Genomic DNA, 24,477 nt, shown 5'->3' on the forward strand with positions numbered 1-24,477 from the left:
CCACCCGTCGTGAACGTCTGATCCGTGCGCATGATGCTCTCTCCTTTGAACAGGACTCGACACGCTGATTTTACGTATCAGTTCGTCGACGTCCCCTGCTCATAGGATCTGCCCGCCTTTCACAGCTCAGCCTGTTACAGATCAGATGCGGTGTTCGTCCACCGCAACAGGCAGCGAACGCCCCTCAACGACCCACTGCCGCCGGTCGAACCTTCGTCCCTCAAGGGCAACTTACTGGATGACAACGGTCATCCATGTCGGCGCATTGGCCGACAGGTACGCTCGAGGGTGGCTCGACGTGCACCCGTTGCGCGGGGTGGTGACCACGCAGGACGAATCCGGGACCATCCATTATCCACTGGAACAATAATTTTCTTGCGGCCTGGCGCGTTACCTCTACTCTGGAAAGGTGTGTTATTTGCTCATGGCCGCCAAACCATTCGCAAAGAGAGTTGTGACGAAATAAGGGGTGAGCATTTCAGAGTTGTCGGGATAAATCTCATCCGTTGTTGGAGCAACTGCCCGATGAGATGTGGATCGGAGGAATTCATGGCGTTGGTCAAATGCAAGGAATTCGGGAGCGAGGCTCGCAGCAAGCCGACGAAGTGCGTCAAGTATGGCGCGCCCGGGGTAAAGCAGCAGACCGGCGCGGGAAAGATAAGGGGCGGCTTAGGGATTCTTATAGTCGGATCGTTGATCAGCGGGTGTTGTGTTTCGACCTATGGCGCCAAAGATGGCCACGACCCGATGAATCAAGCCCAGTCGTGCTGCAAGGACGACCTCCAATGTCTCGCAGAGAAAGCGATCGTTGCGGCCGACACCTATTGCAAGGATCCGATCGAGCGACTTGCGACGCACGCTGTGAGATGGACTGAGGCACCCAACGAGATGAAATTCAGTTACTTTCGCTGGACCGATCAGCCGGGCGGTGCGATCACATACGTTGGCGATAAGGCCGAGTTCCGGAACGACGTCGGCACCTATACGCCGATCATTTACCAATGCGACCTTGCCAGTGATGGTCAGACAGTGCTTGCCGTCGGTGCGACCGCTGGCAGGTTGCCGCGCTGACGACGTCCGGATCCAACCAGCGAATTGAATCATCCCACTCGGTCGTACGTACACGCTTAACATCGTTCACTGCTGCGGAAAGCGCTATCGGGAACTGGATTAAGTATTGACTTGAATCGGTCATCCCGCATTCCGTACTCCCGGACGACACCACGGGCATAGTCAGAGCGCGAAGGTCCGCTTTCTCGTTCCGAATTGATAATCATCTGAAAGGCCTCCTGGCCGCCCCAGAGAAAGTGGTCGCACTGAGTCGGATGACGACCGACCCAGGTCGACCCACAACCGTCACTGGAACCGGCACTAGGTCAATGGCCGCTTCCGCGGTCCAACGGCCTTTCCATTTCCGTTTCTTCGGGCAGGTCCCCTTCAGGTTTATTCAACGCCTGCCCGCACGCGCCGTCGCGCGCCGCCGAACCAGCGGACATGGGGTGGCGTCGAACAAACCTCAAGACAACGTGCCGGCTACCGCAAACGTGCGGATGGCTTTGGCAGAGTATTGCGGAGCTACGAGCGGTCATGCTGCCGGGTGTCTGGAACATTGTTGGCGTTATGCTGACGGGCCGAAGAATAACTAAGCGATCTTGTTTTGCTATTTCGGTCAGGTATGGGCAGCGCGGAATCTCTCTTGAACTCACGCGCTTCCCGATTGGTAGCGCGCCGCGTTTTGAGCGCGTACGGTTATCCCGGCTTCAGATTAAACCTCGCGCAAGAGCTCCGCTATAGGACTTTGGTCTCATATGCCCACGGGCAGCGGGATCATTTGGCCCGTCACCCGTCGGCTACGCCCCACATATCGGCCTCGACCAGCCTGTGTCGCAGTCCTGGTTCGGTCGCGGCAATTCTCGACACCTTCTTGAATACATCGGAGCTAACGAATCTGACATTTAGTCTTCGTATTTAATCGCATGGCATGTTGGCACGCGGCAACAACGTGCTGTTTGTATTGTTCGTTTGAATTGGAAAGGGTCAATAATTGATTGCATCTTGAGATGAATAAAACGGTGAGCAGTTGGAGACGAATTTACGAAACAATTAAGGGTGCGAATCTATATGTGTACGAGTTCGAGGGAATGAATTGCACGACTATTTACTGGAGTTCGGTCATGAAAAAAACCCTTATCGCTGCTGCATTGGCGGGCGTGCTTGCAAGTACTGCACACGCGCAGAGCAGCGTCACGTTATACGGCCTGATCGATGTCGGCATTACCTACACGAACAGCCAGCTCACAAGCAAAGGCGGTCACAGCAACGTGCAGCTGACGAGCGGCTCGGTGGATGGCAGCCGTTGGGGCTTGCGCGGAGCTGAAGACCTGGGCGGCGGCCTCAAGGCAATTTTCACTTTGGAGAACGGCTTTAACGTGAACGACGGAACGCTGGGACAGGGTGGTCGTGAGTTTGGCCGTCAGGCTTTTGTCGGCCTGTCGAGCGTCGATTTTGGTACTGTCACGTTGGGCCGGCAGTACGACAGCATGGTGGATTATGTAGGGCCGCTGGCGCTGACTGGCACGCAGTATGGCGGGACGCACTTCGCCCACCCGTTCAATAACGACGATCTGAACAACAACTCTTTCTCCATCAACAATTCGATCAAGTACCAAAGTGCGAACTACGCTGGGTTCCAATTCGGGGGTCTGTACGGATTTTCCAATGACGCGGGCGCATTCGCAAATAACCGTGCATACAGTGTGGGCGCTTCCTACAGCTGGGGCCCCCTTAATTTTGCCGCCGGGTACCTGCATCTGAACAACAGCGCGGTTTCGCGACTATCGCCGAACTTCAATGCCAATGGAGCCGTGACGGATGACCAGCCGTTGGTCGCCGCCCGGCAGCAAACGTGGGGTGGTGGCGTGAACTATGCATTCGGCCCGGCAGTCGTCGGTTTCGTGTACACGCAGACCAACCTCACGGAGGTCTTCCAGACCGGGGTAGGCACACATTTCCAGAACTTTGAAGGCAACGCGCGTTATGCGTTGACACCGGCACTCACTTTGGCTGGCGCTTATACGTACTCGCGGGGAGGGAGTAGCGCCGGGAGCGGCACTCCGCACTGGAATCAGGTGAACCTGATGACCGATTACAACCTGTCCAAACGCACTGACGTATATCTGCAGGGCGTCTACCAGAATGTCAGTACGAGCCAAAACTCCGTTCTCGGCGTGGCTTTCATCAACGGACTCAGTGCGCCGTCATCCACCAACAACCAGGTCGAAGTAACGGTGGGGTTGCGACACCGCTTCTAAAGCCAGAAGCAAAAAAACCAACCGCCGAGCCTGCAAAGAGCCACTAATTCGACAGCGACAAATATGGCGAACTGAGCGGAGTCGGCGGAAACGGCTGCAAGACTGTCCGCTTGCTAAAGCTATACCTCACATACACCGTGACGAGCCACTCGCGGGGCACGTCAAAGTCATTCAGAATTGAAGTTGATGTGATTCGCGCCGCTCGCGTTTAGGTATGGGGGTCTTCGGGGGAAACATTTCGAGACGCGTCCGGTACGTGTGACCACACGTCACGTCGTCACATTGAAAGTCGATCATCCAAGACATGGCTGACTCTTTTTCCATCGCGCGAGCGATGCCGCGCGCGCCACAGTGCGGGCAGGCAATAGTGAACCTCACGCCGCGCTCGCCCGTGTCATCGTCGTGCGCGCGTTGACTGCGTCGCCAAGCGTCAGCGACGGCCGCACTTCGAGGCTCAACGAAGCGTTTGACTTCGTCCCACAGCGAGACCGGAAGATACCGGCTGACACGCGCGTAAGTAATTTTCGTTGGGCGACCGCGACGACGCGACGATGCGGCTGCGACCGTTTTCAAACGTCCTGAATGTGCGCGTTGCGTCCGCGTCGCGCGGCAGCCAGAAGTGTTCTTCGAGTGCTTTACGTGCAACCGCGCCGTCGACCTCGCGCCCGCTGATCGACAGCATGAAAATCACAACGCGTCCGTCCGGCGAGACGGCGGTTTCTGATCCAGCCAAGACCCGAACGGCCAGCTTCTTGCGCTCACTCCCAGGCAGCTCCGCTGCCGCGCCAGATGATCGACTCATGCACGCACCACGACTGAAAAAATGGGCTGCCATTATCGACCATCGCGACTTCATCCGGCGCCGCGCGTGTGACCCTCAACTGAACCACGCCGAGATTTGTCGTGCCCTTGTTCCAGCCTCAATCCCACCTCCAAACGGTCAGAAATGCGGAACACCGGCCGTCTCGCGGGGGCCTGACCGGCGCGGCCATGATGCTGGGACGCCCCCCCCAGAGCGCAACACAAGGTGCGAGGACGCCATGCTGCGACAGATTGTCACCCATTGCTTACCCAGTAATGCCCGAATCTGCTGCTGTTTTTGATTCCCGAACGGCTCGATGATCAATGCAACCCAGATCAACCGGAGCCGAACCATGGAATTCCTTCGCCTCACTCGCATCGTTCTTTCAAGCTTCTTCGGTGTGCGCAAGCGCGCATCGCATGAAGCCGACTTTGCCAATATCAACATTGTCCTACTGCCGTTTGTGGCCGTATTCCTGGCGGCCTGCATTGGCGCGATCATCTTCGGCGTGGTGCACCTCGTCGCGCATTCGGCCAGCACGATGCAAGGCCTCTGAACGCGGGAGCGCACTGTGTACGAATACGACAACATTGATCGGACGCTCGTTCTTGAGCGCGTCGAGCAGTTCCGCGATCAGGTCGCTCGGCGGATGTCCGGGGAGCTGAGCGAAGAAGAATTCTTGCCACTGCGTCTGCAGAATGGCCTCTACATGCAGAAGCACGCGTACATGCTGCGCGTCGCCATTCCCTATGGCACGCTGTCGGCCAATCAGCTCCGCAAGCTCGCCCACATCGCACGCACGTATGACAGAGGGTACGGCCACTTCACGACCCGGCAGAACATCCAGTTCAACTGGATCAAGCTCAAGGAGACGCCGACGATCCTCGAAGAGCTGGCGACGGTTAACATGCACGCGATCCAGACGTCCGGCAATTGCGTGCGCAACATTACCACCGAGCAGTTCGCCGGTGTCGCGGCTGACGAGATTCTCGACCCCCGGCCGCTCGCCGAAATCCTGCGACAGTGGTCAACGCTGAATCCCGAATTCGCCTACCTGCCACGCAAGTTCAAGATTGCGATTTCGTCATCCGCGAAGGACCGGGCCGCCGTGCGTATGCACGATATCGGCATCTATGTGTACCGTGACGCCGATGGTCAATTGATGCTGCGCGTTTTCGCCGGCGGTGGACTCGGGCGCACGCCAATCCTCAATTCGTTGCTGCGCGAAGACCTGCCGTGGCAGCACATGCTTACCTACGTCGAGTCGGTCCTGCGCGTGTACAACCGCTACGGCCGCCGCGACAACAAGTACAAGGCCCGCATCAAGATTCTCGTGCGCGAACTCGGTATTGAGCGCTTTGCGAGCGAGGTCGAAGAAGAATGGGCGCATGTCAAGGATGGGCCCGGCACACTGACGGTCGCGGAATACGAGCGCGTCACCACCCATTTCCGCGCGCCGGCATACGATCCGGAGGCAGGACGTGACGACTTGTTTCTCGACCATGTGTTGTCCACCGAGCCCGAGTTCGCACGATGGGCACGCCGCAATGTTCGGCCACACAAGGTCCCCGGCTATGCGTCCGTTGTCATCTCAACGAAGCCGGGACTTGCCATGCCACCGGGCGATGTCACGGCTGACCAGATGGACGTTATCGCGAACTGCTCGGAATGGTTCGGCCACCAGGAGGTCCGCGTCGCGCATGAACAGAACCTCATCCTGCCTGATGTGGAGATGTCGGATCTGTACCAGCTATGGCTCGCGCTCGATACCGTCGGGCTTGCAACACCGAACATCGGCCTGATCACCGACATCGTTTCGTGTCCCGGCGGCGACTACTGCTCGCTCGCGAATGCGAAATCCATTCCGATCGCGCAGGCGATCCAGCAGCGTTTTGACGACTTCGATTTCGTGCATGATCTCGGCGAGATCTCGTTGAATATTTCAGGCTGTATTAACGCTTGCGGCCACCACCACATGGGCAATATCGGCGTCCTCGGCGTCGACAAGCAGGGCGAGGAGTGGTATCAGGTGACGCTAGGCGGGGCACAGGGCAAGGATGCCGCAATCGGAACCGTGATCGGCCCGTCCTTCAAAGGCGAACAGATGCCAGACGTCGTGGAACGTATTGTCGAGGTCTTCCAGCACGCGCGCCACGCTGACGAATCGTTCAGTGAGGTAATCGCGCGCCTCGGCATCACACCGTTCAAGGAGCGCGTTTATGCAGACCACTGAAGTTACCGACTTCACGCGGCCTCGCGTCATTCACCTGTCCGGAAACACGCCGGTCGTCGTCGACGATCTGTGGACGATTGTGCGAGACGAGGCCGACGCACGGCAACGCATCCAGACGCGCGGCGAGGCATTGAAGCACGTGGTGCTGCCGGTGAATGTCTACCTGGAAGCCCAGCAGTTCGACGCCAGCACGCTCGCCGCGACCGGCGCATGGATTCCGCCGCACGCCGACTTCGAACTGTGGGCCCCCAACCTCCAGGGTGCGCCCATGATTGCGGTCGACTTCCCTTCGTTCCGGGACGGTCGCGGTTTCAGTATTGCCGTGATGCTCCGGACGCGCTATGGCTACCGCGGCGAACTCCGTGCGATCGGCGACGTGTTGCGCGACCAGCTTGAATACATGCGGCGCTGCGGATTCAATGCGTTTGGGGTGCGTCCAGACAAGAGCATCACTGATGCCCTTAAAGGCTTCAGCGAGATCACCGTGCGCTACCAGGGCGACGCTAACGATCCAACGCCGCTGTTCCGGCGCCGGTAACCGGACCGGTTGGCCTCGAGCTCGGCAGCCCTCCGCCAACGTCGCTTTTACGGTTGGCGACAGGTGGCCGGCTGGAGGATCAGATGCCGCCGCGCACGGCCGGGTCGTCGAGAATCTCGGCGAGAGCTCGTATGGCGTCATCAATCTGGACACTCCATGGATGCCCAAAGTTGATACGGACGCAATTCTGGAACGCGTGCGTGGCGGAGAAAATCGGGCCGGGCGCGATGCTGATGCCGTGACTGATCGCGAGCCGGTGAAGGGCCATCGCGTCGACGGCGTCAGGCAATTGCAGCCAGAGAAAGTAGCCGCCGGCTGGCGTCACCCAACGGACCTCACGCGGCAAGTGACGTCTGAGCGCCACTTCCATGGATGCCAGTTGGGTCTGCATCGCCGCCCGCAGTTTCCGCAAGTGGCGATCGTAGCCGCCGTGCTCAAGATAGTCCGCGATGCCTGCCTGCGCAGGACTGCTGGCCGACAGTGTGGTCATCAGCTTGAGCCGCTGCACGCGATCAGCGTACCGGCCCGCCGTCGCCCAGCCGATGCGGTACCCTGGCGCCAGCGTCTTCGAAAACGAACTGCAGTGCATAACCAGACCTTTCTTGTCGAAAGCCTTCGCTGGCAGGGGGCGGTCACGGCTGAAGTGCAACTCCTGATAGACGTCGTCCTCGATCAGCGGCACATCGCGTTCAGCGAGCATGTCGACGAGCGCCTTCTTTTTCTCGTTGGAAAGCGATACGCCGGTCGGATTCTGGAAGTTCGTCATGAACCAGCAGGCGCGGATCGGATGCTTGTCGAGCGCTGCGGCCAGCGCGTCGAGGTCGAGGCCTGTGACCGGGTGGACCGGAATCTCGACCGCCCGCAGATCGAGACGCTCGATTGCCTGCAGAGCCGCGTAGAACCCCGGAGATTCGACAGCCACAACATCGCCCGGTCGGGTTACCGCTGTCAGGCACAGGTTGAGCGCTTCGAGCGCGCCATTGGTGACGATGACCTCGTCGGCCGACACCGACATCCCGGTAGCAACGTACCGCAGGCCGATCTGGCGGCGCAGCTGATCGTTGCCGGGCGGAAGATCCGCGACCGTGCTCCATGGGCTGAGCGCGCGCGTGCCTTGGGCCAGCGATTTGAGCAGGCGCGCCGATGGGAACAGTAAAGGCGAGGGAAAGGCCGAACCGAGTGGCACGATTCCCGGGTGCTTGGCTGCGTCGAGCACCGAGAAAACCAGGTCGCTAATATCGACGCGCGTCGATTCAGCGGGCGCCGATGCGCTCTGCAAAGCACCAGGTTTGACCGACGCGCCCGGTGTGACGAAATAGCCCGAACGCTCCTCGGCGCGGACAAGTCCCCATTCCTCGAGCAGGTAGTAAGCGCGAAAAACGGTCGACTGGCTAACACCCCATTGCGCGATAATCTGGCGCAGCGATGGCAGTCGCGAACCGATGGGAATCTGGCCGGACCGTATGCCATCGGCCAGCGAGTTAGCGAGAGCCTCGTAGCGTTTCATGGTGGGTTTTCTTGAATGTTTGCCCCATGTTAGATCGACATCGCCGGCTAGCACGAAAATCGTCTCCTCCATTGCTGCCACTCACCACACTCGTGAGCACGCGCCAGAGTCGTTTCAACGGTGTATTCGACGATCCTGAACTGCTCTGCCGGGCAACTTCCGAAGTTACGCGAACACCCCGCCAACGTAACCGCGCCATGACCGATTGCAGTACTGCAGTCCTTCGCCTTCTCACACGCACCCAAGCGACAGTGCAGCACATTAACAAAGAACCACGCTTGAGCTTGAGCTTGAGCTTAACGGGAAAGCCCTTATAGTCGCCTCAGGCTGCGGCCGGGCCGTTCAGGCTACTGCGATTGCGGTGGACACGCTTAATCATCGCAGGGGGCCGGGGATGGCGTTGTTACATTAAGGTGTTCGCGTTGCAGTACCAGTGCAGCAAGCCGCTGCACGATGGTTTCCAGTGGCGTCCCTGGCCCAAACACGTCGGCCACACCTCGATGCCTCAGCCATCTTGCGTGTTCATCTGGCACGATTCCGCCGACCACCACTGTGGCTCCGGCACCGCGGTCGGCCAGTTCGCCGAGCAACTGCGACACGAGCTCCCGATGTGCACCGGATAGCGACGAAACGCCGATCACGTCCGGTTTCTGCGCAACCGCCAGATCCGCGGTGCTGCTGGGAGAGCTGAACATGTCCCCCAGAGATACCTCGAAACCCGCATCGGACAGCGCGGCCGCAACGACGTTAGCACCGCGATCGTGTCCGTCCTGCCCCAGTTTTGCAATCAGCACTCGTAGTTTCCGCCCGATCAACACAGATACCCGGTTCACTTCCTCGCACGCGGCACGCCATGCTGAATCACTTGCGCGTTCAGCACCGTACACGTCGTGATGGGTGTCATGCCGCATGACATAACGCGGCCAGACAACTTCGAGCGCCCGCGTACATTCACCCATTGTCGCACGCGCGCGGATGCATTCGATCGTGAGCGCCAGCAAGTTCGCGGTGCCGTCACGTGCGGCACGGGTCAGTTTCTCTAACGCACGCGAAACCGTCACACAATCGCGTTGCGCTTTCGCATTGGCGATACGTCTTGCCTGCTGGGCCTGCACGCGTCGGCCGTCGATTTCCAGAGACGCAGCGGGTGCGTCCGCATCCGGTGACACAAAGCGGTTCACGCCGACCACCACCCGCTCTCCCGCATCGATGTGTGCCTGAGTTCTGGTTGCGGACTGATGAATGCGGCGATGCACCCAGCCCGAGCGAATCGCAGCGAGCACCCCGCCCTGAGCTTCGATGTCGACAAGCAACGCATGTGTCCGCTTCGCCACATCGGCCGTCAACGCCTCCATCATGTAAGAGCCTGCCCAAGGATCGACTACGTCACACAACCCCATCTCATGCTGCAGGATCAACTGCGTATCGCGAGCCAATCGCGCCGCCGGAGCGGACGGCAGGGACAGCGCCTCGTCATGCGCGTTAGTGTGCAGGGACTGCGTCCCACCGAATACAGCTGCCATCGCTTCGACGGTGGTACGCACAACATTGTTGTCCGGCTGACGCGCGCTCAGTGACCAGCCCGAAGTCTGACAATGCATCCGTAAGGCGCAGGCCTTGGCTGACCGGGCGCCGCACGAGGCGGCTATGTGCGACCACACGAGACGCGCTGCGCGCAACTTCGCAACTTCAACGAAAAAATCCGCGCCCACGCCGAAGAAAAAGCTAAGTCGTTCGCAAACCTCGTCGGCGCTCATACCCCGCGAGCACAGTGTCTCTACATACTTGCGCGCGTTCGCGAACGTCAGAGCGAGTTCAAGCACCGGGTCCGCACCTGCCTCCTGGAAGTGGTAACCCGATACAGACAGCGCATTGAAACGGGGCATGTGGACGGCCAGAAATTCGGCCACATCGCCCACGATCCGCAACGAGGGTTCCGGCGCGAAGATCCACGTGTTGCGCACCATGTATTCCTTCAGAATGTCATTCTGAATGGTTCCGGTCAGTTGTCCCGCCGGAACGCCGTGCTCCTCGGCGGCAACGATGAACGCAGCGAGGACCGGCAGCACTGCACCGTTCATCGTCATCGAAACCGACACCCTCTCCAGCGCAATGCCCTCGAAAAGACGCGCCATGTCGTCCACGGTGTCAATGGCGACGCCCGCCATCCCTACGTCGGCGAGAGCCTCTGGTTCGTCTGAGTCGTAGCCTCGCTGCGTCGGCAAGTCGAATGCAACCGAAAGGCCTTGCGCTCCCTGCTCCAACGCGGTCCGGAACGCCAGATTCGATCCGGCGGCATCCGCATATCCCGTGTATTGGCGGATCGTCCACGGCTTTTGGGTGTACATCGATGCATACGGTCCGCGTACGAACGGCGCCTGGCCCGGCAGAGAGTCCGTGTGCACGAGGTTTTCCGCGTCGGCCGCGGTATAGAGAGGCTTCAGCGGAATGGGCCGTCGCTGGCGCTGCAAGCCGTCCTCGGAATCCTGTTCCTGAAGCGACACCGTCTTATGCAACATGGTCGTTGAGTTCCGCGCGCTCATACCTGTCTCCAGCGCTTTTCCGTCACGATGTCCGCTATCTTCTGCCCATCGCTGCCGCGACGCACTTCGCTCCAGTGGGCAATGCCGCGCTCATCGCGCCGTTCGCCGACGACCTGCACCTCAAGCGTATCGCCGACGTTCAGATTGCCGTAGTAGAACAGGTCGCGACTGGCGATGACAGGCGGCTCGTCGAAGCGGTGCAGCTGCCACTCAGCGCGATCGACAAAAGCCTGAAAGCTCGCAAAGTACAGAAAGTCCGCGCCGTTGAAGTCGTTATTGGGGCAAGGCAGAAAATCGACGGACCGGTTGGTCGAGCGTACATCTGCGACAGGTGGGATGCACGCCGCCATATCGCCGGCGCGCAACTGCTTGCCCAGTTGCACCATCTGAGCCGCTTCGTCGGGCATCGTGCTAACGTCCCCGCCAAGCGACGCGAGCGTGGCGCGCGCGACCGAGCGGTTGTTACGTGCCTCGCGGCGCCGCACGAAAGTCGACGACATCGACAACGTGCTGACCGTCAAGTCGCCGCGTACAATCCGATGCGTGCTGAAGTGCCGGACCGCGCCGATGCGGCACAGCCCAGTGTGGATCTGGAACGCTTCGTTCTCTTCGATTGCATTGAATACATGAGTACGCAGCCGGATCGCCGTGAATGCCGCGTACGACTTGCCACCATCGTCGTCGATGAAATCGGGCACACTTCTGCCCGTGTGTGCCGCCAGTACTTCCCAGTGACGATGGCCGCACTCCTTGAGAAGCCAGTTTTCGGACAGGCCGGTAAAACTCAGTTGAGGCATGCCGGCGCGGTAGAGCCCATTCGACGCATGCATGACTTTATGCGGCCATGGTTTCAACACTTGCCACGGGCTGCGCACAAGCCGCACGAATCGCGTCGACGATAAACTGCGCGTCGCGGGCGACACCGGAAAAACGGCCGGATCCCCATGTGTGCAGCCATGGCAGCCCCACGAAATACAGACCGGACAACGGCGTGACGCCACGCGTGTGCGCCGGGTAGCCACGGCCGCTGAACACCGGTACGTCCAGCCAGTTGAAATCAGGCGTGAATCCAATGCACCATACGATCGACGCGATGCCGCTGGCGGCCAGATCGAGTGCCGTACGCTCGCCGTCCGGGCGCCAGACCGGCTCGTAGGGTGCGCCCGGTGGCGCATCAATGCCGCTTTTCTCAATGAATCGATCGATGCTTAAGTTGATGCGGTTATACGTGTCATCCGCATCATCGAGGTTCACTTGCAGGTTCGGCGCAAATTGCAGCGCGCCGGCCTGGAGGTCGTCGAGGCGTCCGTACAATTCCATGCCCTCGGCTGCAAATCGGCGCAGATCGATGTCCCGACCGCCATCGCGTCCGGTCACATAGTGGTTGGTGTTGTCACGCACGCCTTCACGCAACGGATGCTGTTCGACGGGCATCTCGTAGTAACACATGTCAGCGAGCCAGTCGACCACGTCGCGGCCGCGGTAGAAGCGTGCGCAGCGCGGCGCTTCGCCTACGGCCAGATACACTTTCTTGCCGGCCAGATGCAGATCTTCCGCGATCTGCGCACCGGACTGCCCGGAACCGACGACAAGCACCGCTCCGTCCGGCAACGCCTGTGGATTGCGGTATTCCGACGACTGCAACTGCACGATATGAGCCGGCAGGCGCTCGGCCATGCGTGGCACGATGGGCGTGTGATAGCCGCCCGAAGCAACGACAACGTGATCGGCCGTGAATTCCCCCTGTGACGTGCTCACCGAGTATCGCCCGTCCGCGGCGCGCTTGACGCGCTGGACCGCGGTGTGTTCGAGCACGGGTGCATCGACCTTCGCAATGAAGCCGTCCAGATACGCGACGATCTCGTCTTTTTTCATGAAGCCATGCGGATCGGAACCGCTGTATGGATGGCCGGGCAACGCACACTGCCAGTTCGGCGTCACGAGACAGAACGCGTCCCAGCGCTGGCTTCGCCACGTATGGGTGACCGTGTGCTTTTCGAACACGAGATGATCGATATTCGCCTGTTGCAGAAAGTAGCTAATAGATAGCCCGGCCTGCCCACCACCGACGACGAGCACGCTGTAGTGGCCACCGTCGGGCCGCGATTCATTCTGCGTGGTAAGTGTGTTCGACATGATTGGATCCTCAATGAAAAATTCGCTGACGAAACGCGGCAGTGCGGCGGTGCAGTGCGCGCTGCTGGAATCGCCTGTTTCAGCCAAGCTCGATGACCGTCACAGCTGCGCCCGGCTCGTCCATGAAGCGCTCGGCATCCGCCTCGATCTTCGACAGTTGATCCATCGCCGCTGAGCAGGCGAAGCCATACTTTTCTCGTACCCGCTCCGATCCTATGTGCAGCGCCTTGCGCGACCGCTCGAGAAAGTCTTCGACGGCGTAACGTTCGCCGGGTGTGAAAAATTCGCTAACGACCGTCGACGGCGAATAGCAGTTCGCTTCGCTGCCGTCGGGCCATTGAATCCGGAAGTTCATGACTGGCATAGTTTCTCCTTAGTGCAGGGCGAGTGGCTGGGTCGCCAGCCACTGCAGGTAAATGTCGAGATGACGGCGCGCGCTCGCCGCCCATCCGAAGCGGTCCAGCAGCGCCGGCACGGCGTGAACGAAGTCGAGGCCGCCACGCGAGTCCAGTGCGCGGCTCAGCGCAGCTGCGATGGATCGCGCGTCGTCCGGCTGTGCCCAGCAGCACACGCTTGTATCCAGGTATTCGGTGAATGGCGCGATCTGCGACACGACGACAGGTTTGCCGCTCGCGAGCGCTTCCAGCACGACGAGGCCGAAACCCTCGCGCAGCGATACCATCGACACGGCATCGGCGCTACGAAAGAGCGCGGGAATGACTTCGTCCCGAACCGGCCCGGTCACGACGACCGGTTGACCGTGGCCTATGGCGAATCCGTGCTGGGCGGCGCGTGTCGCAAAACGCTGACTGTAGGTGTCGTGATCGAGCAGACTTGCGCCACCGGCAATCACGAGTTGCGCATCGGGCCGTGTCTCGCGCAGCAGAGCGAACGCGTCGAGCAGCATCAGCGTGTTCTTGCGCTCCTCGACGCCGCCGACTGCGAGTACGACGGGCGTGCCGACGATGCCCAACTGCTGCCGCAGCGCTGTGTCGTCGGACGATGCGCGTTCGCCATAGCGGTCAAGGTCGACGCCGTTCGATACGGTCCGCGGCTCGGCCCCGAAGGTCTCGCGCATGTAAGTGGTCCAGGTATCGCTGACACACATCAAGACATCGGCGTCGTGCCAGGCGCGGCGTTGCCAGCGCTCGAGTTGCGGATTGTCGAACCGGTCCAGATGATGAACCGTGCGCAAAAAGCCGCGAATGGCCCGCTCCTGCTTCAGCTCGGCGAGCGCATTGCCGCTAATACTGTCCTGCGCGTGCAGCACATCGAAGGCATTGGCGTCGTGTCGCAGCACAGCCGCCTTCAAGGCGCGGATCCGCGTGTCGATCATGGCGACGGTACCGACCTGCGAGCCTGTCAAACGTGCGAGCACGACGCGGCAAGGAGACTCGCGAAACATCGTTTCCCCGTCAGCCGCCGGTGCGAAAATGGTCACATCATGACCTTGCTGGTGTAGCGCACGCGCGAGTTCGAGCGTATGCACCACGCCGCCGCGCGGGTTGACCGAGTGAGTGAGCAGCGCGATGCGCAGCCTGGAGGTGTTCATCGCGAGCCCCCCGAAGGCGCGCCGATGAATGGCGCATCGCGAAAATTCCACAACGATGCCGCGTCGCCGCGTTGATGAAGCACCACCTCGCGTGAGGCATCCACGCTGCCGATTGCCGCGCACGTCAGCGACCGGACGGCAAAGCGCTCGATCACTTCTTCAACGTGCTGTTCGCGGACCGACAATAAAAATCCGAAGCTTGGGAACGCACTGACCCAACGTTCGAAATCGACGCCGTCAGGGTGCGGAATCGCGTCCAGATCGATACGCGCGCCGACCTGTGAGCATTCGAGCAGCATCAACGCAGTACCGAGTGCGCCTGCCATGCTGATATCTTTCGCCGCGTCGCACAGGCCCGCTTCAGCAAGCGATGGCAACAACTCAAGATCGGCACGTAGCCTCGCAGACGGCGCGCCAACCGACGCGTTCCAGAACGGATACGGGTCTTCGAATCGGCCGCGCGTATCGACGGCCATCAGAAGCCGGTCGCCGGGCATGGCATTAAAGCTCGACAGCAGCGCCTGTGCGCGTCCGATGATCGCCACGGCCAGTTGCGATTGCGCGCTACGCACGTTGCTATGGCCGCCGACGATGGGCACGCCATACGCGACAGACGCGGCCGCCATACCCGCGAGCACCGGCTCAGCGCCGGCGCGTCGCTCCATAGCGCATCGACGACGGCCAGTGGCCGGCCGCCCATCGCGTAGATATCGCTGACGTTGACCATTACGCTGCTGTAGCCGGCGAACCACGGCATCGCGTCGACGAAGTCGCTTACCAACCCTTCGATCGCGAAGAGCAGGTAGCCGGCGCCGTCAGCGATGGCCGCACAGTCGTCGCCGACGGCGACAGCCTGCGCGAGATCGCCTGTGCCCCGCGGCAGCCGGTTGGCCAGCGACTCGACGACACCCGCGATATCGGTCTTGTGACAAAAGCCACGGCTCGCCCGGAGCCTCTCCACTAGTGCCGCGACACTCATGACGCTCTCCGGCTCAGCGCAACGAAGCCGCTCTCAGGCGTCGCGCACGGCGGATAGGCGTCGAGTTGCGCCTGCATCAGATGATGAGGCCGGCCAAACAGCATCTCCTCCTGTCGGGTTTCCCAGCGCAGGCGTCGAAAAAGCGACACATTCTGACTCTGCACATGCGCGAGAAAAGTCTCGCAACCGAGAGCATGCGCACTACTGACTGCAAGCCGGATCAATGTCGCTCCGATCTTGCCTTGCCGCCGGAACGCAGCATGAACGGCCAGACGCGAACCGAGCCACACGCCAGGCTCCGTTTCGTGAATACGCACGGTCCCGACCACCTGCTCGGGCGTTCCGGCCACACAACTCAGTGCGACCAGCAGCCGCGCATGCTCGTCGATCTCGTCGCGGTCATCGCCGACGAAAAGGCCCTGCTCGATGCAGAACACTGCACGCCTCAGTTTGTACGCTTCGGACGCTTCCCACGGCAGCGTCGCCCATTTGACGCGGTACTCGCTTGGCGTATAAGCGACGTCTGAGGCAACCCGATCGATCGCGTCGCAGAACATGATTACACCTCGTATGACGACAGTGACGAACAAGCACCGCACTTGCCGCAGCCCGCCTTGATATCGGTCGAGCGCATGCCCGCGTCGCCAAGCATGGCCGCGAGCGGCGCCAGGACCGATCGCATGAACGCCGGCGACGGCGCCGGATGATCCTCAAGCGGCGTGCCGCTGATCGGCACGAAGGGCACAACAAACGGATAGACGCCCAGCGCGATCAGTTCGCGCGACATGTCGAGAATCGCCTCTGCGCTGTCGCCCAGCCCGGCAAGAATGTAGGTGCTGACCTGAGCGCGCCCGAACACCTCGACGGCGGCCTTGAACGCCGTCATATAGCGCGCAATGGGTACGCTCGCCTTGCCTGGCATGATGCGTTCGCGCACTTCGGGCGTGACCGCTTCGAGATGCATGCCAAGCGTATCGATGCCGCTCGACTTCATCCGCTCGAACCAGATGTCGTCATCGGGCGGTTCGCATTGCGCCTGGATCGGCAAATCGACCGCCGCCTTGATCGCGAACGCGCTATCGCAAAGAATTTGCGCGCCGCGATCCGGCGTCGCCGGCGTGCCCGTCGTCAGCACCATATGCTTGACGCCATCGAGCTGCACGGCCGCACGCGCCACCTCGGCAAGCTGCTCGGGCGTCTTGCGCGCAATCGTGCGGCCGGCCGCAAGCGACTGGCCGATCGCGCAGAACTTGCACGACTTGCGGCGGCTTTCGTAGCGGATGCAGGTTTGCAGCACGGTCGTCGCCAGCACGTCCGCGCTGTGCAGTGTCGCGATGTGCGAGTACGGCACGCCGTCGCGCGTCTGCAGATCGTAGAAACGCGGCGCCTTCGGAAAGCTGATGTTCGCGATCGGAATCGTGCCGCGCGACAGCGTACTGATGCCGCCCCCATCGGGCTGCGATGCGACGAACGGCGAATTCCACGCGGTGCTCGTATGCACGGGCACCATGATCGTCACGCCGTCGACCGTCACGGCCTTGTGATCGGACGGACCCGCGCCGCCGCGCCGGCTGGCGGCACCTGCGCGAGGATCGACGAGACGCAGACCTGAGGACTGCAACTCAGTCATCAATTGCCGGCTCGCTGCCGACAGGTTCCCGCTGGCGCTCATAGAAAGATCCTCCAATTGCATTGATATCGGTGTCCGAATGAACCATCGAGGTGACTGGCACTGCGGGGCGGTCGTTGAGCGCGAGGCTCAGGAGCTCTGGCCGCGCGTAATGGCCGACCGAATCCATCATCCGTTTGCGCTTCGTGATCAACGACATGTCGAGATCCGCGACCACCATGCCCTCGCCTTCCGTCAGCGGCTCGGCGAGATGCTGGCCTTCAGGCGACACAATCGCCGTATGACAGCCGCCACGCAGCGCCTTTTGCAGCTTGGGATCGGTCGTCACCGCTTCGATCTGCGCATCGGTTAGCCAGCCCGTCGAGTTGACGACAAAGCAGCCCGATTCGAGCGCGTGATGGCGGATCGTCACTTCGATCTGTTCGGCAAAGATCGGTCCGACGAGGGATCCTGGAAACTGGCTGCAATGGATCTCCTCGTGCTGTGCCATCAAGGCATACCGGGCGAGCGGGTTGTAGTGCTCCCAGCACGCGAGTGCGCCGACCCGCGCGATTCCCGTCTGCGCGACCTTCAACCCGGCGCCGTCTCCCTGCCCCCAGATCATGCGTTCGTGGAACGTCGGCGTGATCTTGCGGCGCTTCAGCACGAGGCGGCCGTCGACATCGAAGATCAGCTGCGCGTTGTACAGACTGCCGTGGTCGCGCTCGTTGATGCCGAGCACGACCACCATCCGATGCATCCGCGCCCGCTCCGCCACAGCCTGCGTGACAGGCCCCGGAACGACGACGGCCTCCTCATAAAGCCGCATGTGATCCGCGCCCGATGCCACAGGTGCGCGCACAAACGAGAAATACGGGTAGTACGGCACGAAGGTCTCGGGAAAGACGATCAGCTGCACGCCCTTGCCGGCGGCTTCGTCGATGGCCGCGCAGACCTTGTCGAGGGTGCCGCCGGGGCGGTCGAAATCCGGCGAGATCTGCACGGCGGCCGCGCGAATGATGCGTTTATCGGACATGATTGGCCTCTACGCGCCTCAGACGGTCCACGTATGGATGACGAGCGCGTCCTCCTTACGATGCAAAAGCTGGATGTCGAGTACGTCGAGCGGGCTGATCGGCCGGATGCCTTCGATCAGCGACGCTTCGCCGTGGCCGTACAGCGCCTGCAGCGCGAAGCGGCACGCGTAGACCTTGCCGCCTTCTTCCATGAATTTGACAAGCTGCTTGTTGAAGTTCAGATGGCCTGGGAACGCTTCGTCGCCGAGCGTTGGGAAACCGCGTTGCAGACCGAGCGTGACGCCGGGACCGTAGAGCAGCACCGAAGTTTCGAAGCCCTTGCGTTGCAGGCGGGTCGCCTGCAACAGGTTGACGAAGCCAATCGAGCCTTCGAACGCGACGGTGTGGAAAGTGACGAGCGCCTTCTCACCCGGTTCCGCCTTCACGTCCTCAAATACCTTTTCTTCGTAGTCGACCAGGAAATCGCCGCTTTTATGACGGGGAAGATTGACAGCAGGCATAACGCACTCCAATTGATCGCATTAGTTGAATGAAATTGCCGATCAGTCAATCTGTCGGCGCTCCCCTTAATGCAACGGGTATGCCAATGATCGGCCCGACAAATGCGATCACTTTCCAATCAATCAAACTGAGATTATCCGCAGGACCCGAAAAATATTTTGCGGACCGCCATCCGGCGGGCGCTTCGCCAAAATGGGGCAGCACGGCCTCGCACCAGGGAGGCGCCGTCTGTGAGCATGCACCGCTCGCCAATGGTGCGCCCCACACCGAAATCGTGCATTGATCCAATCAATGCGATAAATATTTCATCCGAAATGCGATCGCATTTATTTTTAATGGTGGACGCGTGGTATCGTGAATTACGGATTCTGAAACGGAACGTGCAATGGATAGACTGACGCATCACTGGTTTAAAAGGCTCGAGGAGAGCCGCAAGCCCGCCTATCTGGTGATTCCCGATCTGATAGAAGAAGATCTCGCCAGTGGCCGTCTGCGCCCGCGCGACCGCCTGCCCGGTCTGCGCGATCTTGCGAGTTCGCTGCAATTGAATTACACGACGGTGGCGCGTGCGTATGCCGAGGCTCGCAAGCGAGGGCTCCTCGACGCACGCGCCGGCAGCGGCACGTTCGTGCGCGGCCGAACACAGACGTTACCGCCCACGGCGGGCAGCAGCGTCGAAATGTCGATGAACATGCCACCCGAACCGCCTGAGCTGGCAGCGCGTCTGCGCGAGTCCGCTGCGAGCCTGTTGCGAAGCGCCGATCCGTACCGCTTGCTGCGTTATCAGGACTTCGGCGGCACTGCGGCGGATCGCGCGGCGGGCCGTAGCTGGCTCAGGCAGGTTCTGCCGGACTGCGAGGACGACCGGATTCTGGTCTGCCCGGGCATTCATAGCGCGCTGGTCGCACTGGTGTCGCAACTCGCGCGGCCCGGCGAAACGATCTGCCTCGACGCGCTCGCGTATCCGGGCATCAAGGCGATTGCGTCCCAGCTCGGCGTGAGGCTGCAGGCGCTGCCACGCGACGATGAAGGGCCGCTGCCGCACGCGTTCGAAGCACTGTGCAAATCGGAAAAACCTGGCGCGCTCTATTGCAATCCGACCTTGCAGAATCCCAGCACGCTCACGCTTTCGTCGCAGCGGCGCGAAGCGCTTGCGGACGTCGCTTTACGGTATAGCGTCCCGATCATCGAGGACGATGCATACGGGATGTTGCCGCAGAACGCCCCAGTGCCACTGGCTACCCTCGCGCCCGAGCTGACCTACTATGTCACCGGCCTGTCCAAGACCTTCGGCGCGGGTCTACGGGTTGCCTATCTGAGTGCGCCGTCGGCGCGGCAGGCGCAGCGCGTGGCCGGTGCGCTGCGCGCGACCACCGTTATGCCCAGCCCGTTCACGGTCTTGCTCGCTACGCAGTGGATCAACGACGGCACCGCGACCGACATGCTCCGTGCGATCCGCGCCGAAGCAAACGCGAGGCAGGACATTGCGGCACAGGAACTCGCCGACTGGCAATACGACGCGAATCCCCACGGCTTTCATCTGTGGCTGAAAATCCCGTCGCAATGCGACTGGAGCGCATCGGAACTCGCCTTGCAATTGCGCAACCAGGGCATCGGCGCAGTAGCGGGTGCTGCGTTTTCCACGGACGGTAATCCGCCGAATGCGATCCGCGTGTGTCTGGGCGGACCGCAAAATCGTGACGACTGCCGTGATGCATTGCTGCGAATCGCCGACACGCTCAGCGATCCGCATCATCTTCACATGCCGATGATGTGACCTTGCCACGTGTCAGCATCCGGATCGTCGATACAAACAGCGGCTCGAACCAGGCAGTAAGGCTGTGCTCTTCCCGATCACGAGCATAAGCTGCATTAGCGCATCAGATTTGCACGCGCGCGTCCAACTCGGAGACCACGCCAACGCGGGGCTCTACGCCGCGATATGGTGAGCGCTGTTGTTGGCTTCGAGCGCCGGATACCATCGCTCGAAGCACGGTCGCAGTTGCTCATTCAGGACGGCCGTCCTCACCTGCAAAAGGCCATGTGTGAGAGCTGGCCGCCCGCCATGCCATCTGTTACCGCTTCACAAAGCGCTTGCTGACCACCCGGTGACCGCCGACTCGACGAAACTTGACGTGTTCAGCTCGCCGTGGCGGCAGCGGTCTCCGTAGTTCACGATAAAGTTCCGGTTGTTCTCGAGGTAGCCGGTGAACCCCTCCAGTCTGGCGAGCAGCCTGGCTGCCGCCGGCAAAACCCCGGCGCGAGAAGTATCCAGCCCGGATCGCCGTATCGAAGCGGGCGGCGCTGAATGGCACTTTGTTTGTGTCGTCGGATGGCGCTTCGCGCCGCCCGACGTCTTCAGAATGGGTTTGGCGCGTGGCAGAACGTCGTATATGAGGTAAGAGAACGTCGCCTGACTGCGCTGCGTGCGTGCAAACTCCGCTTCGGCGGCTGCTCGAGCTTCAGCTTCAGTCGCATAGTCCTCGGGCAGCACTTTCACGTTCTTGTTGTTGTCGCCGCCGCCGATGACAGACTTGCGCTTTCCCCTGGTGTTTGAGTAGTAGTGCGTCCGCACGACCGAATAGCTCTCACGCTGCGCGACGTGGTAACGGTGCGTGTCGGTCTGCACGCGTCAGGTTCAACACCGTGAGCGCTTTCCCGCTCACCAGTCAAGGGCTTATCAACAGAGCGAATGCCCCGTGCCACTTCAATGTCCGACGCAACTCGGATACGGTGGCTGCTCCCCGGGTATGAGCGAGCAAAGCTTCAAAGGCATGAGACTTTTCATCTTTCCGGCCCACATGTTCACGTCGATATCCATTGGAGTCGACGTTGCATCGCCTCTCTGGGACCATTGCAAAGTATAGAAATCCTTTTCTCCTTTGATCACGGCAATCACAGCTGTCTCACTGTGCCCAGCGCTCGCCGCTGCATTACCGCAACTGACAACCATGATGAACGCGTCCCGCGCGTTCAACTGCCCGTCAAAAATTCCCTTCGCGGCGAAGGACGACGGACAGGCGCGTTGAAACCCGTTGGCGATGCCGCTTACAAATGCTTTAGGAGAAGCGTCGGGATGTTTTGCACTGACATCTTGCGCCCCTGTGACCGTCAGCATCTGTGTCCAGTTCGAAACGCTCTCGCCTGGCAAAACCCACTCATGGATGTAGTGATCACCAAGCGTGTTTTCGAACACCGAGACAAAGTTAGCCGGCGCATGGAAATAGACAAGCTGACTGAAAATCGGTGCGATTACGCCAACTGAATGTGCCCCGCTAACACCTGCAGGAGAATTGTCCGCCTGCGCAAATACGCCCATTGAAAGTGAAAGCGCAACGAAAGAACTCGCAAACGCGACGGCGGATCGTGAAAGGCGCATGTTTTCCTCTTTGTAATAGCGCGGAAGGTCTAGTTCGTTTGATCTGCTAGGCATTCTGTCCCAGTGCATCGCATGCTTGCAAGGGTGAATGTCTTCTATGGGGCGGACTACCCTCTTTCGGCGCCGCGCAATAACTTGCGCCGTTGCGCATTGCAGTTCCCGCAACGCCGCCATTTGCGCTGCAGCCTCTTCCAGTTGTCATCGCGCTTAATACCACTTCGCAGCCCAACATAAACGCCGCTCTCGCATTAAACTCGGCTGTGTTAGATTTCGCTGACTAATGACCGGCACCAACGACCGACAACAAAAACCCGCAACAAAAAATAAAAATGAAAGCTTTGACCAGGCTTAACAAGTTTTTTCTGATTACATGCGCGAGCGCATTTTTCGCCCTTTCAGCGTGTGCCCCGGTTGGGCAAGACGCAGGGCACGCAAGCGGCCAACCCGCAACTTCGACATTTGCCGACGCTCTGGCTCCGCCAGGGGGCGTCCCTTGTCGCTTCAAGCGACCGAACTACACGGCGCTGCAACGTCAGTTGGGAATCCGTGGCAGCGTTCACGTCACCTATGTGGTCAACACGGTCGGGCGGATCGATCTTGCCATCGTAGACAAGAGCAGCGGTAACCAGGAGCTGGATAATGCTGCCCGCGATTCTGTCGTGCAGGGAACCTGTGCGCCGTATATTGCGGATGGCGTTGCACACCGGGTTGTGCAAAACACGACCTTCACTTTCGGGCCGGCGCTAACGGTTAAACCGGCACGCCAGGAAGCTGCGCAGACGGTCATCGACTCATCCTCTGCGGTGACGCCGAATCACCTGTCACAACAGGCTGCGCCCGCCAATCCGGTCAGTCGGGCCACACCGGCAACCAGCGTGCCATCGGCAGCCGTAGCGCTGCCATCGTCGTCGACAACGGCGCCGCAGTCGCTGGAGCAGGCGATCCAGGCCGCCATATTGCAACGAATGGGAATCGCACCAGATTCGGCCAGGGCCGCCTTGATCAAGCACTGGGGCGAACGCATGCGTGACGACCCCGATGTCAGCCGCCTCCTTGGAAACGGGCCGAATCACGGCAGTGTTTTTTCGCTTAGCCCGTCATTGCGTGCGCAGTTCTTCGCCGATGCCGTGTTGCGGATGTCACCGGAGGATCGCAGCAAGCTTCTGGAGATAACGTCGAAAGCGCTGGACAATGCGCCGGCGGATTGCGGTGGGGTCAAGAACGCGGCGATCGTGATGCAACGCTACATGCCGCTGGCATCGATGTCGGATGCCGAAATCGACGCCTACTTTGGCGTCACTTTCGCGATGTTCAAACAATCGGCGCTGCAGGCTCCCGTCGCTCACGTGACTGAGGAACAACGTGCCCAAGCGCTGCATGCCGTCCTGAACACGCTTAAAGACATGCTGAAGAACGACGCCGAAGGCACCCGCGATGTTGCTGCGGCGGTGGCCGATCCGGCCGGCGTTTCCCCCGAAGTCTGGTGCAAGAACGCGCGCCTTTATAACCGTGCTGTGCTGGCGACACCGCAGCCCTTGCGCGATTGGTCCATCGTGGCCGCCGACACCGATGCAAAAGCCAGAATCAACTCGTTAGGCGAGATAGGGATGCCGGGAGCCACACAGCCGAGCCTCGCTCCGCAAGACTATGCAACCCAGGTGCAACGGCGTGTGCGGCCCAACGTCATCTGGGCGGGCCCAGTACTCGATTCTGAAACGGCGATAACGGTGCATTGTTTGCCGAATGGGACGCTACTTTCAGCGACTGTGACCCGCAGCAGCGGCAACGCAGCATGGGATACGGCGGCGCTACACGCGGTTCAGCGGAGCGATCCGATGCCGTTAGATGCCAGCGGGCAAACACCGCGAGAGTTCGTTATCGTGCTGCGGTCCGCCGGTTAGTGTCCGTTTCTTTTCAAACTGGCGGCGTTACGTGGACTGCCGTCCCGTAACACAGCACCTCTGTAACGCCTCTGGCGATCTCGGTTGCGTCATACCGCATGCCGATGATGCCATTGGCACCGAGGTCCGCAGCCTGCGCAATCATGCGCTCGTATGCATCCTGCCGTGCTCGCTCACATAGCGACGTGTATAGCGTGATGTTGCCCCCGAAGATCGTCTGCAGCGATGCGCCAAGCGCGCCAACGATCGATCGGGACCGCACGATGATCCCACGAGCGAGTCCTAAGGAACGCTCTATCCGGTGCCCCGGGAGTTCAAACGCCGTCGTAACCATATGTCGTTCTATCATCGTCTTCTCAACCTTAAGTAACCGGCTACGAGGGACCACGGGCTGCCATGCAGCGCGATGCCAACGCGTCGAACCCAACCCATCGCTCAGCCTTGAAGCA

At 60.7% G+C, this 24,477-nt stretch carries 22 protein-coding genes and 3 pseudogenes; 8 read left to right on the plus strand and 17 right to left on the minus strand.

What is annotated here, in order from left to right; all coding sequences use genetic code 11:
* Positions 1-549 precede the first annotated feature (549 nt).
* Together KHO31_RS29165 and KHO31_RS29170 are read left to right on the plus strand one after the other, a co-directional pair.
* Positions 550-1,071, plus strand: coding sequence for a zinc ribbon domain-containing protein (locus KHO31_RS29165; protein ID WP_201084469.1), 522 nt, complete (start codon positions 550-552; stop codon positions 1,069-1,071).
* Positions 1,072-2,174: 1,103 nt separating this feature from the next.
* Complete coding sequence (locus tag KHO31_RS29170) at positions 2,175-3,311, plus strand: porin (protein WP_201080774.1); 1,137 nt, start codon at positions 2,175-2,177, stop codon at positions 3,309-3,311.
* Between the two features lie 171 nt (positions 3,312-3,482).
* Here KHO31_RS29170 and KHO31_RS29175 read toward each other — a convergent pair whose 3' ends face one another.
* Positions 3,483-3,689 carry an ogr/Delta-like zinc finger family protein gene (locus tag KHO31_RS29175; RefSeq protein WP_201139321.1) on the minus strand — a complete coding sequence of 69 codons (207 nt, stop codon included), beginning with the start codon at positions 3,687-3,689 and terminating at the stop codon, positions 3,483-3,485.
* 76 nt (positions 3,690-3,765) lie between these two features.
* Entirely contained in the window at positions 3,766-4,167 is a 402-nt protein-coding gene (locus KHO31_RS29180; RefSeq protein WP_236071521.1) for a DUF1488 family protein, read from the minus strand.
* Between the two features lie 298 nt (positions 4,168-4,465).
* Here KHO31_RS29180 and KHO31_RS29185 point away from each other — a divergent pair, with 298 nt between their 5' ends.
* The 3 genes from KHO31_RS29185 to KHO31_RS29195 are packed head-to-tail and all read left to right on the plus strand — an operon-like array spanning position 4,466 to position 6,884.
* Positions 4,466-4,669, plus strand: a complete 204-nt coding sequence (locus KHO31_RS29185) for a DUF2970 domain-containing protein (RefSeq protein ID WP_201080770.1) — start codon at positions 4,466-4,468, stop codon at positions 4,667-4,669.
* A gap of 15 nt (positions 4,670-4,684) precedes the next feature.
* Positions 4,685-6,346: a nitrite/sulfite reductase gene (locus KHO31_RS29190; protein WP_211624703.1), complete on the plus strand. Its 1,662-nt coding sequence runs from the start codon at positions 4,685-4,687 to the stop codon at positions 6,344-6,346.
* Positions 6,333-6,884 (plus strand): DUF934 domain-containing protein, encoded by a 552-nt coding sequence (locus KHO31_RS29195; protein ID WP_201139319.1) that lies wholly within the window; start codon positions 6,333-6,335, stop codon positions 6,882-6,884. Before KHO31_RS29190 ends, KHO31_RS29195 begins: the two co-directional genes overlap by 14 nt.
* 79 nt (positions 6,885-6,963) lie before the next feature.
* On the opposite strand, the gene KHO31_RS29200 is transcribed toward KHO31_RS29195, so the two are convergent.
* The 11 genes and pseudogenes from KHO31_RS29200 to KHO31_RS29250 form a co-directional block, all read right to left on the minus strand.
* Positions 6,964-8,391 (minus strand): aminotransferase-like domain-containing protein, encoded by a 1,428-nt coding sequence (locus KHO31_RS29200; protein ID WP_201080764.1) that lies wholly within the window; start codon positions 8,389-8,391, stop codon positions 6,964-6,966.
* 371 nt (positions 8,392-8,762) lie between these two features.
* On the minus strand, positions 8,763-10,910 hold the full coding sequence (gene scpA, locus KHO31_RS29205) for a methylmalonyl-CoA mutase (RefSeq protein ID WP_211624764.1): 2,148 nt from the start codon (positions 10,908-10,910) through the stop codon (positions 8,763-8,765).
* Positions 10,911-10,930: 20 nt separating this feature from the next.
* Positions 10,931-11,764 (minus strand): Pnap_2097 family protein, encoded by an 834-nt coding sequence (locus tag KHO31_RS29210; RefSeq protein ID WP_211624705.1) that lies wholly within the window; start codon positions 11,762-11,764, stop codon positions 10,931-10,933.
* Between the two features lie 4 nt (positions 11,765-11,768).
* Positions 11,769-13,070 (minus strand): MSMEG_0569 family flavin-dependent oxidoreductase, encoded by a 1,302-nt coding sequence (locus KHO31_RS29215; RefSeq protein WP_211624707.1) that lies wholly within the window; start codon positions 13,068-13,070, stop codon positions 11,769-11,771.
* 79 nt (positions 13,071-13,149) lie between these two features.
* On the minus strand, positions 13,150-13,434 hold the full coding sequence (locus tag KHO31_RS29220) for an MSMEG_0570 family nitrogen starvation response protein (protein WP_201080758.1): 285 nt from the start codon (positions 13,432-13,434) through the stop codon (positions 13,150-13,152).
* 9 nt (positions 13,435-13,443) lie between these two features.
* Positions 13,444-14,622: an MSMEG_0565 family glycosyltransferase gene (locus KHO31_RS29225; protein ID WP_211624709.1), complete on the minus strand. Its 1,179-nt coding sequence runs from the start codon at positions 14,620-14,622 to the stop codon at positions 13,444-13,446.
* Positions 14,619-15,601: pseudogene (locus tag KHO31_RS29230) on the minus strand (sll0787 family AIR synthase-like protein). The gene KHO31_RS29225 and the pseudogene KHO31_RS29230 overlap by 4 nt, the downstream one beginning before the upstream one ends.
* Positions 15,598-16,158 carry an MSMEG_0567/Sll0786 family nitrogen starvation N-acetyltransferase gene (locus KHO31_RS29235; protein ID WP_211624711.1) on the minus strand — a complete coding sequence of 187 codons (561 nt, stop codon included), beginning with the start codon at positions 16,156-16,158 and terminating at the stop codon, positions 15,598-15,600. Before KHO31_RS29235 ends, KHO31_RS29230 begins: the two are co-directional and overlap by 4 nt.
* A gap of 2 nt (positions 16,159-16,160) precedes the next feature.
* On the minus strand, positions 16,161-17,231 hold the full coding sequence (locus KHO31_RS29240; RefSeq protein ID WP_211624766.1) for an MSMEG_0568 family radical SAM protein: 1,071 nt from the start codon (positions 17,229-17,231) through the stop codon (positions 16,161-16,163).
* Complete coding sequence (locus KHO31_RS29245; RefSeq protein WP_201080749.1) at positions 17,224-18,246, minus strand: Nit6803 family nitrilase; 1,023 nt, start codon at positions 18,244-18,246, stop codon at positions 17,224-17,226. The genes KHO31_RS29240 and KHO31_RS29245 overlap by 8 nt, the downstream gene beginning before the upstream one ends.
* Positions 18,247-18,264: 18 nt before the next feature.
* Positions 18,265-18,747, minus strand: coding sequence for an MSMEG_0572/Sll0783 family nitrogen starvation response protein (locus tag KHO31_RS29250; RefSeq protein ID WP_201080747.1), 483 nt, complete (start codon positions 18,745-18,747; stop codon positions 18,265-18,267).
* 29 nt (positions 18,748-18,776) lie between these two features.
* Here KHO31_RS29250 and KHO31_RS29255 point away from each other — a divergent pair, with 29 nt between their 5' ends.
* Positions 18,777-19,031 (plus strand): hypothetical protein, encoded by a 255-nt coding sequence (locus KHO31_RS29255; protein WP_211624713.1) that lies wholly within the window; start codon positions 18,777-18,779, stop codon positions 19,029-19,031.
* 102 nt (positions 19,032-19,133) lie between these two features.
* Entirely contained in the window at positions 19,134-20,525 is a 1,392-nt protein-coding gene (locus tag KHO31_RS29260) for an aminotransferase-like domain-containing protein (RefSeq protein WP_201080743.1), read from the plus strand.
* Between the two features lie 153 nt (positions 20,526-20,678).
* Here the strand turns inward: KHO31_RS29260 and KHO31_RS39510 are convergent.
* The 3 genes and pseudogenes from KHO31_RS39510 to KHO31_RS29275 all read right to left on the minus strand — a co-directional run.
* A pseudogene (locus tag KHO31_RS39510) lies at positions 20,679-20,996 on the minus strand (ISKra4-like element ISBte1 family transposase); the annotation flags it as partial.
* A gap of 144 nt (positions 20,997-21,140) precedes the next feature.
* Positions 21,141-21,411: pseudogene (locus KHO31_RS29270) on the minus strand (phage late control D family protein); the annotation flags it as partial.
* A 44-nt stretch (positions 21,412-21,455) separates the two neighbouring features.
* Positions 21,456-22,127, minus strand: coding sequence for a hypothetical protein (locus KHO31_RS29275; protein ID WP_211624715.1), 672 nt, complete (start codon positions 22,125-22,127; stop codon positions 21,456-21,458).
* Between the two features lie 329 nt (positions 22,128-22,456).
* Here KHO31_RS29275 and KHO31_RS29280 point away from each other — a divergent pair, with 329 nt between their 5' ends.
* Positions 22,457-24,028 carry a TonB family protein gene (locus KHO31_RS29280; RefSeq protein WP_268962507.1) on the plus strand — a complete coding sequence of 524 codons (1,572 nt, stop codon included), beginning with the start codon at positions 22,457-22,459 and terminating at the stop codon, positions 24,026-24,028.
* Between the two features lie 13 nt (positions 24,029-24,041).
* Here the strand turns inward: KHO31_RS29280 and KHO31_RS29285 are convergent, their stop codons facing one another.
* Positions 24,042-24,377 carry a YbjQ family protein gene (locus KHO31_RS29285; protein ID WP_201080739.1) on the minus strand — a complete coding sequence of 112 codons (336 nt, stop codon included), beginning with the start codon at positions 24,375-24,377 and terminating at the stop codon, positions 24,042-24,044.
* Between the last annotated feature and the right edge of the window lie 100 nt (positions 24,378-24,477).

Origin of the sequence: Paraburkholderia domus (assembly GCF_905220705.1) — a bacterium.
GTDB classification, from domain to species: Bacteria; Pseudomonadota; Gammaproteobacteria; order Burkholderiales; family Burkholderiaceae; genus Paraburkholderia; species Paraburkholderia domus.

What these genes read in the sequence shown, in the direction of transcription:
- KHO31_RS29165 (WP_201084469.1), top strand. Translation starts at nt 550, where the DNA reads ATGGCGTTGGTCAAATGCAAGGAATTCGGGAGCGAGGCTCGCAGCAAG.
- KHO31_RS29170 (WP_201080774.1), top strand. Translation starts at nt 2,175, where the DNA reads ATGAAAAAAACCCTTATCGCTGCTGCATTGGCGGGCGTGCTTGCAAGT.
- KHO31_RS29180 (WP_236071521.1), bottom strand. Translation starts at nt 4,167, where the DNA reads ATGAAGTCGCGATGGTCGATAATGGCAGCCCATTTTTTCAGTCGTGGT.
- KHO31_RS29185 (WP_201080770.1), top strand. Translation starts at nt 4,466, where the DNA reads ATGGAATTCCTTCGCCTCACTCGCATCGTTCTTTCAAGCTTCTTCGGT.
- KHO31_RS29195 (WP_201139319.1), top strand. Translation starts at nt 6,333, where the DNA reads ATGCAGACCACTGAAGTTACCGACTTCACGCGGCCTCGCGTCATTCAC.
- KHO31_RS29200 (WP_201080764.1), bottom strand. Translation starts at nt 8,391, where the DNA reads ATGAAACGCTACGAGGCTCTCGCTAACTCGCTGGCCGATGGCATACGG.
- scpA (WP_211624764.1), bottom strand. Translation starts at nt 10,910, where the DNA reads ATGTTGCATAAGACGGTGTCGCTTCAGGAACAGGATTCCGAGGACGGC.
- KHO31_RS29210 (WP_211624705.1), bottom strand. Translation starts at nt 11,764, where the DNA reads ATGCATGCGTCGAATGGGCTCTACCGCGCCGGCATGCCTCAACTGAGT.
- KHO31_RS29215 (WP_211624707.1), bottom strand. Translation starts at nt 13,070, where the DNA reads ATGTCGAACACACTTACCACGCAGAATGAATCGCGGCCCGACGGTGGC.
- KHO31_RS29220 (WP_201080758.1), bottom strand. Translation starts at nt 13,434, where the DNA reads ATGCCAGTCATGAACTTCCGGATTCAATGGCCCGACGGCAGCGAAGCG.
- KHO31_RS29225 (WP_211624709.1), bottom strand. Translation starts at nt 14,622, where the DNA reads ATGAACACCTCCAGGCTGCGCATCGCGCTGCTCACTCACTCGGTCAAC.
- KHO31_RS29235 (WP_211624711.1), bottom strand. Translation starts at nt 16,158, where the DNA reads ATGTTCTGCGACGCGATCGATCGGGTTGCCTCAGACGTCGCTTATACG.
- KHO31_RS29240 (WP_211624766.1), bottom strand. Translation starts at nt 17,231, where the DNA reads ATGACTGAGTTGCAGTCCTCAGGTCTGCGTCTCGTCGATCCTCGCGCA.
- KHO31_RS29245 (WP_201080749.1), bottom strand. Translation starts at nt 18,246, where the DNA reads ATGTCCGATAAACGCATCATTCGCGCGGCCGCCGTGCAGATCTCGCCG.
- KHO31_RS29250 (WP_201080747.1), bottom strand. Translation starts at nt 18,747, where the DNA reads ATGCCTGCTGTCAATCTTCCCCGTCATAAAAGCGGCGATTTCCTGGTC.
- KHO31_RS29255 (WP_211624713.1), top strand. Translation starts at nt 18,777, where the DNA reads ATGAAATTGCCGATCAGTCAATCTGTCGGCGCTCCCCTTAATGCAACG.
- KHO31_RS29260 (WP_201080743.1), top strand. Translation starts at nt 19,134, where the DNA reads ATGGATAGACTGACGCATCACTGGTTTAAAAGGCTCGAGGAGAGCCGC.
- KHO31_RS29275 (WP_211624715.1), bottom strand. Translation starts at nt 22,127, where the DNA reads ATGCGCCTTTCACGATCCGCCGTCGCGTTTGCGAGTTCTTTCGTTGCG.
- KHO31_RS29280 (WP_268962507.1), top strand. Translation starts at nt 22,457, where the DNA reads ATGAAAGCTTTGACCAGGCTTAACAAGTTTTTTCTGATTACATGCGCG.
- KHO31_RS29285 (WP_201080739.1), bottom strand. Translation starts at nt 24,377, where the DNA reads ATGATAGAACGACATATGGTTACGACGGCGTTTGAACTCCCGGGGCAC.